Source organism: Flavobacterium nitrogenifigens (assembly GCF_003254565.1).
GTDB lineage: Bacteria > Bacteroidota > Bacteroidia > Flavobacteriales > Flavobacteriaceae > Flavobacterium > Flavobacterium nitrogenifigens.
The window spans coordinates 11,771-27,324 of the sequence record NZ_QJRI01000149.1 but is presented as its reverse complement, the minus strand read 5'-3'; the positions used below and the strand labels follow the sequence as shown (position 1 = coordinate 27,324).

Sequence of the window (15,554 nt, the reverse complement as noted above, 5' to 3'; positions counted from 1 at the left end):
CAGTACAGGTGCTCCTATAATCAATAGCAATACAACTTCATTAACGGGAGCTAGCTTAACAACAACTGTAAATGGGGTTGCAAGCACCGCGCTTGATTTAGCCCCTGCAATTAAATCAGGTGAAACTATAACTACTATAACCCCAATCGTTAATTCGGGTAGTGTTATTGCCACTTATACCAATGAAGCTGGCGGAACTCCAGTTGAGATTCAGCAGACAGTTACCAAACAAGTTCAGGATCCAATGACAGGAATTATATCGTTTATTAATGAAGATGGAGTTTCTTCTGATTCTCATGTAATTAGCACTGACCCTTCCAATATTATTACTGTGGGGCCAGACGGTGGTGCTTTACTAACTCCTACTACCCTAACAGCAGCAACAACTGTTTCTAATACAAGTGCTGTAAATAGTTTAAGCACAACGGTAAATGGTGTAACAGGAACTGCAGTGCCTATTATTAATACCAATGAAACTTCATTAACAGGAGCAAATTTGACAACAACTGTAAACGGAGTAGCCAGTACAGCCTTAGATTTAACTCCAGCTATAACAGCTGCAACTACCAATACTTTAGGCTTAACGGGTAATACTTTAACCTCAACGGTAAACGGAGTAGCCGCAACATCAGATGCTGTTAGTAGTGTTTCGAATGCTTCGGCAGTAAATACTTCGACAGTAACCGTAAATGGCATTACCAGTGCAGGTGCTCCTATTATTAATAGCAATGCCGTTTCATTAGCAGGAGCAAGTTTGACAACAACTGTAAACGGTGTAACCAGTACAGCCTTAGATTTAACTCCCGCTATCACAGCAGCAACCACCAATACGCTAACAGCAGTAAATGGAGAATTGATCTCAACAGTAAATGGGGTTGCCTCGACTCCTGCTGTTCCAGTATTGATAAGTGCAGATAATGGATTAACAGCCGCAAATGGAAATGTGCAATTAGGCGGAACTCTTATGGTTCCAACCACAATTGCCACAGATTTTGCAAATACTTTATCCATTACTGGTTTAATGCACGGAATGCCAATGGATGAAATTTTGGTTACAGATCCAGGAGGAGGAATTATCAGAACAATTAAGCCTGAGGAATTAAATTTTAATAACTGGAGCATTAACGGTAATTTTGGAACGATTCCACAAGTGCATTTTTTGGGAACACATGACGATGCCGATTTAGTTTTCAAAAGAAACTTTATAGTATCTGGAAAAATTCAAGTTAATAATACTTCTTTTGGGGTCAACGCTTTAAACAGTGATCCTACGGGGCAATTTAATGCTGCATTTGGAACTTCATCACTTCTCGAAAATACAACAGGAAATAACAATACAGCGGTAGGATACAACGCACTTACAGCAAATGCCACAGGAAGCAACAATACTGCTGCAGGATTTGCTGCAGGATCTGGAAGTACTGTAGGATCTGGAAATACATTTATTGGAAACAATGCCAACCCAAGTACAGGCGCAATTGTAAACAATGCTACGGCAATTGGTAATAATTCAAGAGTTGCCACTGACAATAGTCTAGTCTTGGGAGGAATCGATGCTGACGCAGTAAATGTCGGTATTGGCACCGATGCTCCCACAAACACCATGCACATTAAACCTGTTACAGGAGTTGATCCTATTCGCGCCGAAGGCTTACAAGCCAGTGTATCGGGAACAGATAATATTATAGTAGCAGATGCTTTAGGAGTTTTTAGAACCATAACCCCTAGCTCTTTAATTCCTGCTACAACAGTATCAAATAACTCAACACTAAATAGTTTAACTACCACTGTAAATGGCGTAACAGGAACTGCAGTTAACATTGTAAACAGCAATACAACATCACTCACTGGTGCTACTTTAAATACAGCAGTAAATGGCGTCGCGAGCACCGCTCTTGATTTAACCCCAGCTATTACCGCTGCAACTACCAATACTTTGAGCTTAGCGGGTAATACTTTAACCTCAACGGTAAACGGAGTAGCCGCAACATCAGATGCTGTAAGCGGTGTTTCGAATGCTTCGGCAGTAAATACTTCAACAGTAACCGTAAACGGTATTACCAGTACAGGTGCTCCTATCATTAATAGCAATACAACTTCATTAGCAGGAGCAAGTTTGACAACAACTGTAAACGGTATTGCCAGTACGGCTCTGGATTTAACTCCAGCAATTAAAGCTAATGAAACTATAACAACTATAACCCCAGTTGTAACTACTGGAAATACCATTGCAAGTTATACCAATGAAGCTGCAGGAACACCAGTCGAAATTAAAGAGACTATCACGTCTTTAAAAGATGTGGTAACACAAGTGACAGATCAGTTTGGGCAATTATTCGATGTGCATACTTTGACTTATACAGACGAAACCAATACACCTAACCCCATCGACTTGTCAGTTTTGGTAAAAGGAGTAGAAACCCTAACATCATTAGTCTATGACGGAGCAAATCATTCGTTAATTTACAATGATGAAGATGGAAATGCTACTGAGTTTAAAATGGTGGATTTAATTGGAGAGTCAGAAACAATAACCACTTTAGAAGTAAATGCCACAACGGGAACTCTAGATTATACAAACGAAGATAAAGTATTAACACAGCTAGATTTAGGTGCAGCTGTAAAAGAGCCTTGGTTTAGTACAGCTACCCATATGGGAGCTACATTAAATACAGAAGATATTTATACTAATGGATGGGTAGGAATCGGATATACAACTGCATCTGGAGCACCTAATGAAAAACTAAGAGTTAATGGTGCCATTTCTACAGTAAACACCTATTACGCCGATTATGTGTTTGAGGATTATTTTAAAGGAAAATCTGAAATCAAGGCCGATTACAAGTTTAAACGTCTGCCAGAAATTGAAGATTACATCAAAAAATACAATCATCTTCCGGGGATAACTCCAATAAACAGACTCGAAAAAACAAAAGAAGGATACGCTTTTAATATGTCTGAATTATCTATTCAGCTATTAGAAAAAACAGAAGAAATCTATTTGCACATTATAGAGCAAAATAAAGAGATTGAAGCAAAAGACAAAGAAATAAAGGAGTTGAAAGAAGCTTCAAAAGCAATGAATTTACGTCTTGAAAAGCTGGAAAAACTAATAGCAGAAAAGAATAATTAATGCCATTTATTATGTTTTAAAAATTCTAAAACAAGAAATGACAACGAATAGTATTACAGACTAAAATATTAAGATTATGAAAATAACATTATATAAAACCCAAAAAAACATCTTTGCAGTATGCTTTATTTTGTTCAGTCTTTGTTCTCTTACTGCTCAGGTAAACAATACTAAAATAAAAGACGGAACGGTAAGCACCAGCCCCGAAAAAGCCAAGCCAGGAGCAATTTTTGAATTAGAAAGCAACAATAAAGGAATGCTGACTTCAAGATTAACCACGGCACAACGTGACGAAATACCACCTGCCAATCTAACAGATGGATTGTTAATCTATAATACCACAACAGGATGTTTTGATTATTGGAGCCAAATTCAAAATATATGGCTAAGCATTTGTGGTACACTACCTCCTGCGGTGTTTGAAATTTCTCCAGAAAAATGTGGAGAAGTACAGGCTGCTGGAAGCTATAATGCCGGTTCGCCTCTAATAGGCTCCAACTATCTCAGAATGCCTGTTACCGTAACACAACCTGGAGTGTATACCGTTTCGGCCACTACAACTAATGGGTATTATTTTGGTGGAAGCGGAACTTTTCCTGCTGCAGGCACTTATGTATTAAACCTACCTGGGACAGGAACACCAAAAAATGGTACAATAGATCCGGATCCAGGAGATCCGGTAACTATTATATTAAACGGAAAAACAAGTAGTTGTATTCCACATATTATCGTAACACCTATGGATGTCGATTATAGCATAAACTGTGGTATTATAAATCAGCTGGGAGATTATTATGTTGGAGTTCCGTTAACATCAGCTAATAAAATTACGGTAAGTGTTAATCCATCAATGGCAGGTTTTTGGAGTATGAATACAAATACCGTAAACGGATATTCTTTTAGCGGCACCGGAACATTTACAACTTCAGGCACAAATCAGACCGTTGAACTTTTAGGTACAGGTACCCCGAATGCATCGGGTACCAATAATTTTAATCTTGTTTCTAATGCGTCGAGCGCAGCTTCCTGTACAAGTATTCCAATTACGGTACAAGCAGTGGCCTATACAATTAATTGCGGTACAGCAACACAAAACGGAGTTTATTTGCAAGATGTACCTCTAACAGCACTTAATACTATTACATTACCCATCAATGTAACCGCAACTGGACAAACCACCATTACCACCACAACCGCAAACGGCATAACGTTTACCTCAGGATTGATAACTTTATCTGCTCTGGGGGCGCAGAATGTTATCCTAACAGGTTCTGGAACTCCAACAGCTTCTGGTACAACCGCCCTAACGGTTTCTGGAACTCCAGGAGCTGCTGCAACATGTGCATTAAATGTAACCATAGGTGCACAACCTGTAACCTACACTACAAATTGTGCCGGAATTACTACAGCGGGTAATTACGCACCGGGTATAGCAATGGCGGCCTCAAATACCATGACAGTTCCTGTAAATGTGACCTATGTAGGAGCATACAGTATTACAACAAATACAGTAAACGGAATCAGTTTTTCGGCAACGGGAACATTTAGCGCCATTGGGCCTCAAAATGTAATCATGACTGCTACTGGCACACCAACTTCTGGAGGAACTTTTTCATACGCAGTAACTGCCAATAGCACCAATGGCGGTACCGCTTGTAACAAAAGCATAACCTTTGTTTTCCGTACCATGAAAGTACTAGGACTCGGAGATGGAATGTATCAGCCAGGATCAGCAGGAACGGGAGATGCTTCAAGAGCCATATTAGCTTCAACAGCAAACTTCAGTCCTACGGGAACCTATCAGGTACAGGGAATCACGATTATAAATGGAGGAACCAATCAAGGCACTACATTAAAGAATTTAATCAACAATAATAATATTGATATAATTGTAATTGGATACAATTACCAACCAAACGCAACATCAATCACTATTTTAAATGATTTTGTTCAGAACAAAAAAGGAGTATTAATTCACTCTCAAGAAAATGATTCAGCAGGAGCTGCCAACTTAATTAATACTATTTGCGGCTCTTCAACAGCAGTGGTTTCTGGAACAGGAACAACATATACCAATCCAGTTTTAAGTGTTTCAGATCCCGTCTTGCAAGGACCTTTTGGAACCATTACTGGATTCGATCTGGGAAGTGATGTAAACAATTCCTATTATGTTACTGGACTCCCTGCAAATGTAACGAGTCTCTCAACTCAAAACGGGAATGCAACCAGAATATTCTCGTTTAAACACAATACACTAGGTTACATTTTTGTTGGAGATGCTGGCTGGACTGCTGGGCAAGTCTCTAACACATCAACTACTACTTGGCCAGCAAAATTTGCAGGTACCGGACAACCATTGCCAAAAGCGTATAATGCCGGAATTACAGTTTATAATAGCATCATGTATGCCAATACTATGGCGTGGGCTATTAAATATGTGCAGGATAATATTAACTCTAGTTATGTGCTTCCTTAAATATAAATTTAAAATGCATATCTCTTTATAACAATAGAGAGATGTGCATTATTTAACGTATAAATGTCAGATCATGATGAAAATTTATATAACAGCAATTTTTCTATCTCTATTATTTACCAGTCAAATTACGGCACAGACCGTCAATACAGGAGATTTATCGGTTGCTCCAAATACGCAGCTTTCAACCTTGTTTAACTTTGATAACAAACCAACGGGTGATGTATTAATAGATGGCAATTTTATCGCTTATGCTAATTTTAATAATGACGGATTAATTACTTATACTAATTCTGGCAATGGAAAAACTTTTTTCGTAGGTACACAGCAGCAACTTATTTCAGGTGCTGAGATTGCACATTTTCAAAATATCGTTTTTGAAAATACATCAGAACTAGTTCCTTTTCATCTCAATACTACGATTGAAATTGGTAAAAATGCCGAATTTAAAAACGGAATCGTTGATGCAGACAGTTTTAATGGCAAAATGATTTTTGATCAAGATGCTTTTCATAGCGATGCCAGCAATCTGAGTTTTGTTGATGGTAAAGTAGAGAATATAGGTAATCTTGATTTTGAGTTTCCTGTTGGAGATCAGTTTTATTTTAGGCCATCATATCACGATAAAGGGGCAAATACCAATAATGTCTACACCACACAGTATTTTTTGAAAAATGCAGGAAATCAACATCCTTATACCAATAAAGATGACACCATTATATCTATTGATGAAGTTGAATATTGGAATCTGACTCAGGATCAGGGTTCAGAAAAAATTATTTTAAGCCTAACTCTTGATACCAATACCACCCCCCCTTCTTTTTTTGAAGAAAACCCAAATACAAAATTAGGAATAGTACGTTGGGACGATGCCGGCCAAAAATGGGTAAACGAAGGTGGAACCACAACCGATCTTTTAACAGGAGCCCATTATTCTAAACTAGTAACAACACAAGTTGGCGGCTATGGTCTCTTTACAATTGCGATTGTAAAACAATCGATCACTCCAGATTCTGATCTCATTATTTACAATGCTGTATCTCCAAATGGCGATGGAATTAATGACAGCTTTTATATTAAAGGAATTGATAAATATCCAGATAACCGGGTAGAAATATACAATCGATGGGGAGTAAAAGTTTTTGACGCCTCCTCTTACAATGAAACTGATGTAATGTTTAAAGGTTTTTCTGATGGGCGAAGCACTGTAAAAAGAAGCCAAGGACTTCCTGCTGGAACGTATTTTTATATTTTAAAATACAATAAAAACAATACTATAATTGAGAATACTGGTTATTTATATATTACAAATGATAAATAGATTTTGCGATACAAAATCTTATTTGCTATAGAGCATGCAATAGTAAGACAAAAACAGTAATCATAAATATTCTGTTATGAAAATAAAACTACTCTTTTTCAGCATTATGTCTATAACCTTTACAGGTTATGCACAACAGGATGCGCAGTATACACAATATATGTATAACACCATCAATATCAATCCAGCTTATGCAGGATCGCGAGGAGCTTTGAGCCTTTTTGGACTATACAGGACTCAATGGGTAGGTTTAGACGGAGCGCCTGAAACTAGCAGTTTCTCTATAAATACACCAATTAACAACAGCAGGCTTGGTCTCGGCCTTTCTTTAGTGAATGATAAAATTGGCCCCACAAATGAGAACAACATATCGGCAGATGTATCTTACACTATACAGACTTCAGCAGATTTTAAGCTTTCTTTTGGGGTTAAAGGAACAGCCAATATTTTTAATCTAGATGTCAACCAGCTGAATCCTGAAGACCAGGGAGATCCTCAGTTTCAAGATTTAGACAATAAATTTTCTCCAAATGTGGGCGCAGGCGTTTACTGGCATTCAGACAAAGCTTACATCGGATTCTCGGTTCCTAATTTTATCGAAACCAACCGATACGATGATAATGACGTGGCTATTTATAAAGACAAAATTACCTACTATTTAATGGGAGGTTATGTTTTTAACCTAGATAAATACCAATATTACAAGTTTAAACCTGCTGTATTGGCTAAAATGGTCGAAGGAGCACCGCTTCAAGTCGATATCTCTGCCAATTTTATGTTTATCGACCGTTTTGTCGTTGGCGTTGCCTACAGATGGAGTGCTTCATTAAGTGCTATGGTGGGTTTTCAAATTACAGACGGGCTCTACTTGGGCTATGGATACGACCGCGAAACCTCAAACCTGAATAATTACAATTCAGGATCACATGAGATATTTCTGCGTTATGAATTCTTCAAAAACAATGCTAAAATGACCACTCCGCGTTTCTTCTAAAAAAAACTGCTATGAAAAAGTATAGACTTCTCTGCTTAATAATTCTAAATATTTTTTGCGGTTATGCACAAGAATCAAAAGTGAAATCGGGTGATAAAAAATACGATGGTTATGCTTATATAGATGCAATCAAAACGTATGAAAGATTGGCTGATAAAGGATACAAATCTGAAGATCTCTTTAAAAAACTTGGCAACTCATATTACTTCAATTCAGAATTCGAAGCAGCCTCTAAATGGTACGGCGAACTTTTTGCTCTTAATCCAGCTCCCGAAGCCGAATACTATTACAGATATGCACAATCTTTAAAGTCAGCTGGACAAAACGATAAAGCCACTGCAATCTTAAATGAATTCAGCGACAAGTATAAAACCGATTCCAGAGCAAAGCTTTACAAAGAAAATCCCAACTATCTGGAGCAGATAAAAGCCAATTCTGGACGCTATAAAATTGAAGATGCTGGTATCAATTCTAAATACTCCGATTATGGAAGTTTTGTTTTTAAAAATAAAATATACTTTGCTTCGGCTAGAGATACTGGAAATTTTACGCAGAGAAAACACAAATGGACGGGGGAATATTTTACCAATATCTACAATGCAGACATTGATCCAACAACCAGCGCAACATCGAAAGCAAATAAAATTAAATCACTGCTGAATAGCCGTTTTCACGAGTCATCAATTGTATTTACTAAAGATGGAAAAACAGCATATTTTTCTCGAAATAACTTTGTCAATGGCAAAAAAGGAAAAGATGATAATGAAATTACACTTGTAAAAATTTACAAGGCCGATGTTGATAATGAAAAATTCAGCAACATTATTGCGCTCCCCTTTACAAGCGATAATTACAGCACAGCTCACCCTGCCCTAAGCCCTGACGAGAAAACCTTGTATTTTGCATCAGATATGCCTGGCACTATTGGACAGTCGGATATTTATAAAGTAAGCATTAAAGGCAACAATAGTTTCGGGTCTCCTGAGAATCTCGGCACGCCAATTAATACGGAAGGCAAAGAAACCTTTCCGTACATCACCAGCGAAAACGAAATTTACTTTGCCTCAGATGGTCATCCCGGACTTGGTGGTCTAGATGTTTTTGTGGGACAAATGCAATCTAACGGAAGTATTAATGATATTCAGAATCTTGGAAGTGATATTAATTCACCAAAAGATGATTTTGCTTATACCATTGACCCCTTTTCAAAACAAGGCTATTTTAGTTCCAATAAAGATGGAGGGCAAGGTTCTGATGATATTTATAAATTTATGGAAACACGCGCACTAAAGTGTTTACAAGAATTAAACGGCATCGTAACCGATTCTCAAAGCAGTGCGATATTGCCAGAAACCGAATTGACTTTGTATGAAAATCAAAAAATTATAAAATCGAGTGTTTCCAATTCTAAAGGAGAGTACACTTTTTCTGTAGAATGCGGCAAAACTTACATGGTACGTGCTCAAAAAATAGAATATGAAACAAAAGAAGAAATGGTAACAATTGGTAAAGTTTCTGGACAAACTCATCTGCCTATTGCATTAGATAAATCAATCTGTAAGGTTACAATTGGAGACGATTTAGGGAAATGTTTTGGCATTAAAATGATTTATTTTGATTTGGACAAGTACAACATTCGCACTGAAGCAGCCATAGATTTGGAAAAAATATTAGATGTCTTAAACCAGCATCCAACTATGAAACTCGATATTCGTTCCCACACCGACAGCAGAGCATCAAACCAGTATAATCTAAAATTATCTGACCAGCGAGCAAAAGCCACCTTAAACTGGCTCATTAAAAACGGCGTGGCTAAAAATCGTTTAACCGCCAGAGGTTATGGAGAAACTCAATTGGTAAACGATTGTTCAGATGGTGTAGACTGTTCAGAAGAACAGCATCAAATGAATCGCAGAAGTGAGTTTATAATAACAGGTTTATAGTTTTTTATCTTTTTTCGATCATTTCTCACTCCTCTACCATACAAAAAAAGACGCCATGACGGCGTCTTTTTTAGTTTATACCTTTCGGCTGCATTAAGCTTTCAAGTCAAATCTATCCAGATTCATTACTTTAGTCCATACCGCAATAAAATCTTGTACAAACTTTTCATGTGCATCGGCAGCTGCATATACTTCTGCAATTGCTCTCAATTCTGAATTAGAACCAAAAACAAGATCGGCACGTGTTCCTATCCATTTAGGCTGTCCAGTTCTTCTGTCGTTTCCTGCATAAAGCTCTTGATCATTAGAAACTGATTGCCACTTTGTGTTCATATCTAACAGATTTACAAAGAAATCATTTGTCAATCGGCCTGGTCTAGTGGTAAAAACGCCATTTTTGCTTCCATCCGTGTTAATGTCCAAAACACGAAGCCCTCCTAAAAGCACAGTTAATTCTGGTGCAGTAAGAGTCAATAAATTTGCTTTATCAATAAGAAGTTCTTCTGTTAAAACAGATGATTTTGTTTTTCTGTAATTTCTAAAACCGTCCGCTTTTGGTTCCAAATATCCAAATGATTCTACATCTGTCTGTTCTGCAGATGCATCCATACGTCCAGGTGAAAAAGGTACAGCTGCTGAAGCTCCAGCGTCTATAGCAGCTTTTTCGACAGCAGCAGAACCACCAAGCACAATTAAATCTGCCAATGAAACTTTTTTTCCATTCTGCGCATCATTAAACTCTTTTTGAATGGCTGCTAACTTATCTAAAACCACTTTAAGTGCAGCTGGATTATTTGCTTCCCAGTCTTTTTGCGGTGCAAGTCTTATGCGTCCACCGTTTGCACCACCTCGTTTATCTGATCCTCTAAAGGTAGAAGCCGAAGCCCATGCTGTTGAAACTAATTGGGAAATGCTTAAACCAGAATTTAATATTTTTTCTTTCAGCTGTGCTATATCCTGATCATTAATAAGTGCGTGATTTACTGCAGGAATAGGGTCTTGCCATAACAATTCTTCCGCAGGCACTTCAGAACCAAGATAAAGAGCACGTGGTCCCATATCACGATGCGTTAGTTTAAACCATGCTCTAGCAAAAGCATCTGCAAATTCATCTGGATTTTCTAAAAATCGGCGAGAGATTTTCTCATAAGCTGGATCTAGTCTTAATGACAAATCGGTAGTAAGCATTGTTGGCAAATGCTTTTTGTTAGGGTCAAAAGCATCAGGAATAATTGCCTCAGCATTTTTTGCTACCCATTGATGTGCTCCTGCTGGACTTTTAGAAAGTTCCCATTCATAAGCAAACAGGTTTTCGAAAAAGTTGTTGCTCCACTGTGTTGGCGTTTTTGTCCAAGTCACTTCAAGACCACTTGTAATAGCGTCTGGCCCTTTTCCTGAACCATAACCATTCTGCCAGCCTAAACCTTGCAATTCTAAACCAGCCGCTTCGGGCTCAGCACCCACATGATCAGAAGAAGCTGCTCCATGAGTTTTACCAAAAGTATGTCCACCAGCAATTAATGCCACTGTTTCTTCATCATCCATTGCCATACGTCCAAAAGTATCTCTAATATCTTTGGCTGCTGCAATTGGGTCAGGATTTCCGTCTGGCCCCTCCGGATTTACATATATAAGCCCCATTTGCACAGCTGCGAGAGGTTTTTCAAGATTTCTACTATGAATATTTCCATTTGCATCGTCATCTGATGACACAACACCATGATCTTTTGGAATTCCTTCAGATCCCTCTTTATAACGCTCATCACCTCCTAGCCATGTGGTTTCAGATCCCCAATATACAGACTCGTCTGCTTCCCATACATCGGCACGTCCTCCTGCAAAACCAAATGTTTTAAAGCCCATTGATTCAAGAGCAACATTTCCAGTTAAGATTAGCAAATCGGCCCATGAGATTTTCTGTCCGTACTTTTGTTTTATTGGCCACAGCAACCTTCTTGCTTTATCGAGACTCACATTATCAGGCCAGCTGTTAAGTGGTGCAAATCGCTGCTGTCCAGCTCCAGCTCCTCCTCGACCGTCATGCACTCTATAAGTACCCGCGCTGTGCCATGCCATACGTATGAAAAGTCCGCCATAGTGACCAAAATCAGCAGGCCACCAATCTTGTGAATCAGTCATAAGAGCATGCAAATCTTTCTTCACCGCTTCAAGATCAAGACTTTTAAATGCTTCCGCATAATTAAAATCGGTATCCAGCGGATTCGACAATGCCGAATTTTGTCTTAGGATATTTACCTTTAACTGTTTAGGCCACCAGTCACGATTCTTTGTGCCTGAAGCTGCTTGCTTGTCCATGCTCCCATTATGAAAAGGGCATTTGCTAATGTCATTTGATTGATTATCCATAGTTGAAAAATTTTTATTTTTGACTAAATTACAAACTAATGAAAGAGAAAATTAGGGCTGTAGATCGTAAATACTTCTTCCGAAATAGACAAAATCTATTCACAAACATTTCTCGCATTTAAAATCCTTATAACTCAGGTAGTTTTACAAAAAATGTCTTTTATTGATTAAATCACATTTTTCAATATGAGGTTTTAACTACAATAAATTTAATAAAAAGAATCTTTTTATTTATATAAATTTTTATAGTACAGCTATTTAGAATAAATACGGTACTTCGCCTAGACATTTCACTAAAAAATAACGTTCAGAATTCTTCTAAAAATATAGCCTGTATTTCTGTGTACGTAAAAACGTACTTTATTACACCCCTCCAAAATTATTATTATCCAACTTTACACTTTCGGTTCCAAATACCGTAATCTACTATCTATTATTACTAACTAATTGTTTACTAACCTTAAAATTTAAAAAATGAAGAATTTCTTAAAATTAACCAGTGTGCTATTTACCATGGCATTAGTATTTGTTTGTTGCGAAAAAGAACAAGAAGACGCAAATGTACCCCAAACCGCTAAAAAAGAAGCACAACAAATTGCAAGTAAAGATACTCTCGGATCTAATTCGGCACTTGAAAGCAACACAACGGCAAAAGGTACAGCTGGAGCAAGAACCATCACATTGCAAACCAATACATTATCTTGCCCTGGTGGTTTATGTACATCGTATGGTGTTTGGTCAACTGGCGTTTATACAGTTTGGTTCCAAATGAAATTTAATAACGGATTCTATTGGAGTCGAGGCGGAAAATGCGGATATGGAATCTTAATTGGTGACCAAAACACAGGTGGCGATGCTGCATGGGATGGAAATGGCGGAAGTGCTAGATTTATGTGGTATTGTCCAAATGGATCAAACACTGCTAAAGGAAGTGGCGCTTATCTTCAGCCTTATGTATATTACAGAGATCAGCCTGGACAATATGGAAACGATTTTGGCAAAAAATACTATATTCAAGAAGGTGTGACTTATAACTGCCAAATATCTGTGAAGTTAAATACTGGATCAAATACAGATGGATATGTAAAATATTATGTAAATGGTACAGAAATATTGAACGAAAAAATTCGCTGGGTAACTAACGATTCTAAGCGAAATGTAAATGCTGTAAGTCTTCACACTTTCCGTGGTGGAAGCCAAGACTACTGGACAGCTCCGGTAACAAGTTCTATTTATTATCCGAGCGCTTCTTGGGATGCTCTATAATCTATAAACTTTAAAATGCAATTTGGACCGAAAAAAATAAACCATACAACTTCGATGCTTTTTATCATTACCAGTAAAAACATCGAAGTTGTTATTTAAAAAATTAATCTAAAGCCATTTGTTTTTCTCCCCAGATTCTCATTTGATCAATAAACGGTACTAGTTCTTTTCCCGTTTCAGAAAGTCGATATTCTACACGTGGCGGAACTTCCTTATAAACTTTTCTTCTAATCAATTCATCAGATTCTAACTCCCGAAGCGTTTGAGTAAGCATTTTTGGAGTTATTCCTTCTACAATTCTTTTCAATTCGCCATATCGCATTATGCCGTCTTTTAAATACCATAAAATTCTTCCCTTGTATTTGCCACCAATTCTTTGAAAAGCATAATCAACAGGACAATAAGCAGATTTATCTTTTTTTGTCATTTTTTCATTTTTAAATTACTGATAATCAGCATAACTATACTTTTAGTATGTAGATTACAAAATTGTACCTACTTGCCATAAAGATATCAATTAATTTACTTTGCATATCTTTTTAAAGGAAAATAATATGGCTTATACTAAACAAGAATACTCAGAAGATATTAATGTGTTGGAAATTCGAAATTATTTGCTCAAACCAAATTTAGCCGATACATTCAGCGATTATTTTCACTCCAAATTTGTCAATCCAATGAATGAATTGGGCGGATACACTTTAGGAGAATTTAAAATCGATTCTGTCAACGATAGATTTGTCTGGTTTCGCGGTTTTAAGGATATGAAAACAAGAGTAAAATTTCTCAATGAGTTTTACTGCGAAAGCGATACGTGGAAAAAACATGGAAGAGAAGCAAATGAAATGATGATAAACTCTGACAATGTTTATTTGCTCAAGCCTTTCTATAAAAATAAAGCTCTTAAAACTGACAAGCCTTATACGGTTGTTGATTTTTACATTTGCAACAACACAATTGAAAAAGTTAGTACGTTATTTGACGAAGAGTATATACCGTTTCTAAAAACTTTAAATATTACTGATTTTTCTTTATGGGTTAGTGAAATGACCGAAAATGATTTTCCTAGACTTCCTGTTTTTCAAGATAAAAACCTTTTGGTAACAATTACGCATTATACAGATAAAACTGAATATCAAATAAAGCAAAAAGAAATTGATGGTATGTCATCTGCATTAAAATTTTCGATGCAATCATTGATAACTATTCATAATCAATTACTACTTTTAAACAAAAAAGCTGAAAAATGATACCAACTGAAGACTTAGAAATACCGAAAATAAATTTTGATGCAAATGGAGCCTTAATAATTGAACCTTCTCCTACTTCTTCCAAAGATGATTTTGACTTTTTTCAAGGAAAGTGGAAACTCCATAACAGAAAACTTAATTCCAGATTATCCAATTGCACAGAATGGACCGAATTTGAGTCAACTCAAGAAATGTATAAAGTACTCAATGGAATTGGCAATATTGATAATTTTCTAGCCAATTTTGATGGGCAACCATTTGAGGGAATGACCGTCAGATTATTTAATCCTAAGACCAAATTATGGAGCATTTATTGGGCAGATTCTAATGAAGGAAAATTAGACGAGCCTGTATTGGGTTCTTTTGAAAATAATGTTGGCCATTTCATTACTAAGGATATTTTTAATGGAAAGGATATTCTAGTGATTTTTCGTTGGGATGCAAGAGATAGGAACAATCCCGTTTGGAGCCAAGCATTCTCTGAAGACAATGGAAATTCTTGGGAATGGAATTGGTACATGTATATGTCAAAATTTGAAAACGCAGAGTAATTGTTTTTAATTTATTTAGCTGAAGATGATCCATTAAAAGTTAAACTCAAAAAATTACAGCAGAAAGAACAAGGGAATGGAGAGGCATGATTAAACACAGTTGAAATTCTTTGATTTGCATTGTGTCCAATCCAATCTTTGCGGGCACAGATTACAAATCTGAGCTAACGATTGAAAAGGCAACTACTCTAAGAATAGCCAGCTTTTCTAATTCTAAAACGCAAAAAGACACTATTACCCTTTTTCTTTCGTT

9 protein-coding genes and 1 pseudogene are annotated in these 15,554 nt (G+C 36.9%); 8 read left to right on the top strand and 2 right to left on the bottom strand.

The window, feature by feature from the left end; all coding sequences use genetic code 11:
* From DM397_RS01285 to DM397_RS01265, 5 genes and pseudogenes are all read left to right on the top strand, one after another.
* Positions 1 to 3,133, top strand: a pseudogene (locus tag DM397_RS01285) (hypothetical protein); the annotation flags it as partial.
* 76 nt (positions 3,134 to 3,209) lie between these two features.
* On the top strand, positions 3,210 to 5,609 hold the full coding sequence (locus tag DM397_RS01280) for a hypothetical protein (RefSeq protein ID WP_111375828.1): 2,400 nt from the start codon (positions 3,210 to 3,212) through the stop codon (positions 5,607 to 5,609).
* Positions 5,610 to 5,682: 73 nt separating this feature from the next.
* Positions 5,683 to 6,930, top strand: a complete 1,248-nt coding sequence (locus DM397_RS01275) for a gliding motility-associated C-terminal domain-containing protein (protein WP_111375827.1) — start codon at positions 5,683 to 5,685, stop codon at positions 6,928 to 6,930.
* A 76-nt stretch (positions 6,931 to 7,006) separates the two neighbouring features.
* Positions 7,007 to 7,924, top strand: coding sequence for a PorP/SprF family type IX secretion system membrane protein (locus tag DM397_RS01270; RefSeq protein ID WP_111375826.1), 918 nt, complete (start codon positions 7,007 to 7,009; stop codon positions 7,922 to 7,924).
* A gap of 11 nt (positions 7,925 to 7,935) precedes the next feature.
* Positions 7,936 to 9,867, top strand: a complete 1,932-nt coding sequence (locus tag DM397_RS01265; RefSeq protein ID WP_111375825.1) for an OmpA family protein — start codon at positions 7,936 to 7,938, stop codon at positions 9,865 to 9,867.
* Between the two features lie 93 nt (positions 9,868 to 9,960).
* On the opposite strand, the gene katG is transcribed toward DM397_RS01265, so the two are convergent.
* Positions 9,961 to 12,234, bottom strand: coding sequence for a catalase/peroxidase HPI (katG, locus tag DM397_RS01260; RefSeq protein ID WP_111375824.1), 2,274 nt, complete (start codon positions 12,232 to 12,234; stop codon positions 9,961 to 9,963).
* Between the two features lie 474 nt (positions 12,235 to 12,708).
* On the opposite strand from katG, the gene DM397_RS01255 reads away from it, so the two are divergent.
* Positions 12,709 to 13,500 (top strand): polysaccharide lyase, encoded by a 792-nt coding sequence (locus DM397_RS01255; RefSeq protein ID WP_111375823.1) that lies wholly within the window; start codon positions 12,709 to 12,711, stop codon positions 13,498 to 13,500.
* A 103-nt stretch (positions 13,501 to 13,603) separates the two neighbouring features.
* Here the strand turns inward: DM397_RS01255 and DM397_RS01250 are convergent, their stop codons facing one another.
* Complete coding sequence (locus DM397_RS01250; protein ID WP_111375822.1) at positions 13,604 to 13,927, bottom strand: winged helix-turn-helix transcriptional regulator; 324 nt, start codon at positions 13,925 to 13,927, stop codon at positions 13,604 to 13,606.
* 127 nt (positions 13,928 to 14,054) lie between these two features.
* On the opposite strand from DM397_RS01250, the gene DM397_RS01245 reads away from it, so the two are divergent.
* Both DM397_RS01245 and DM397_RS01240 read left to right on the top strand, forming a co-directional pair.
* Positions 14,055 to 14,750, top strand: a complete 696-nt coding sequence (locus DM397_RS01245) for an NIPSNAP family protein (RefSeq protein ID WP_111375821.1) — start codon at positions 14,055 to 14,057, stop codon at positions 14,748 to 14,750.
* Positions 14,747 to 15,301, top strand: a complete 555-nt coding sequence (locus DM397_RS01240; RefSeq protein WP_111375820.1) for a hypothetical protein — start codon at positions 14,747 to 14,749, stop codon at positions 15,299 to 15,301. The genes DM397_RS01245 and DM397_RS01240 overlap by 4 nt, the downstream gene beginning before the upstream one ends.
* The last annotated feature ends 253 nt before the right edge of the window (positions 15,302 to 15,554 follow it).

Bases quoted from the DNA above. Each gene is read 5' to 3' on its own strand.
- DM397_RS01240 (WP_111375820.1), top strand. From the start codon at position 14,747: ATGATACCAACTGAAGACTTAGAAATACCGAAAATAAATTTTGATGCA.
- DM397_RS01280 (WP_111375828.1), top strand. From the start codon at position 3,210: ATGAAAATAACATTATATAAAACCCAAAAAAACATCTTTGCAGTATGC.
- DM397_RS01255 (WP_111375823.1), top strand. From the start codon at position 12,709: ATGAAGAATTTCTTAAAATTAACCAGTGTGCTATTTACCATGGCATTA.
- DM397_RS01275 (WP_111375827.1), top strand. From the start codon at position 5,683: ATGATGAAAATTTATATAACAGCAATTTTTCTATCTCTATTATTTACC.
- DM397_RS01265 (WP_111375825.1), top strand. From the start codon at position 7,936: ATGAAAAAGTATAGACTTCTCTGCTTAATAATTCTAAATATTTTTTGC.
- katG (WP_111375824.1), bottom strand. From the start codon at position 12,234: ATGGATAATCAATCAAATGACATTAGCAAATGCCCTTTTCATAATGGG.
- DM397_RS01270 (WP_111375826.1), top strand. From the start codon at position 7,007: ATGAAAATAAAACTACTCTTTTTCAGCATTATGTCTATAACCTTTACA.
- DM397_RS01250 (WP_111375822.1), bottom strand. From the start codon at position 13,927: ATGACAAAAAAAGATAAATCTGCTTATTGTCCTGTTGATTATGCTTTT.
- DM397_RS01245 (WP_111375821.1), top strand. From the start codon at position 14,055: ATGGCTTATACTAAACAAGAATACTCAGAAGATATTAATGTGTTGGAA.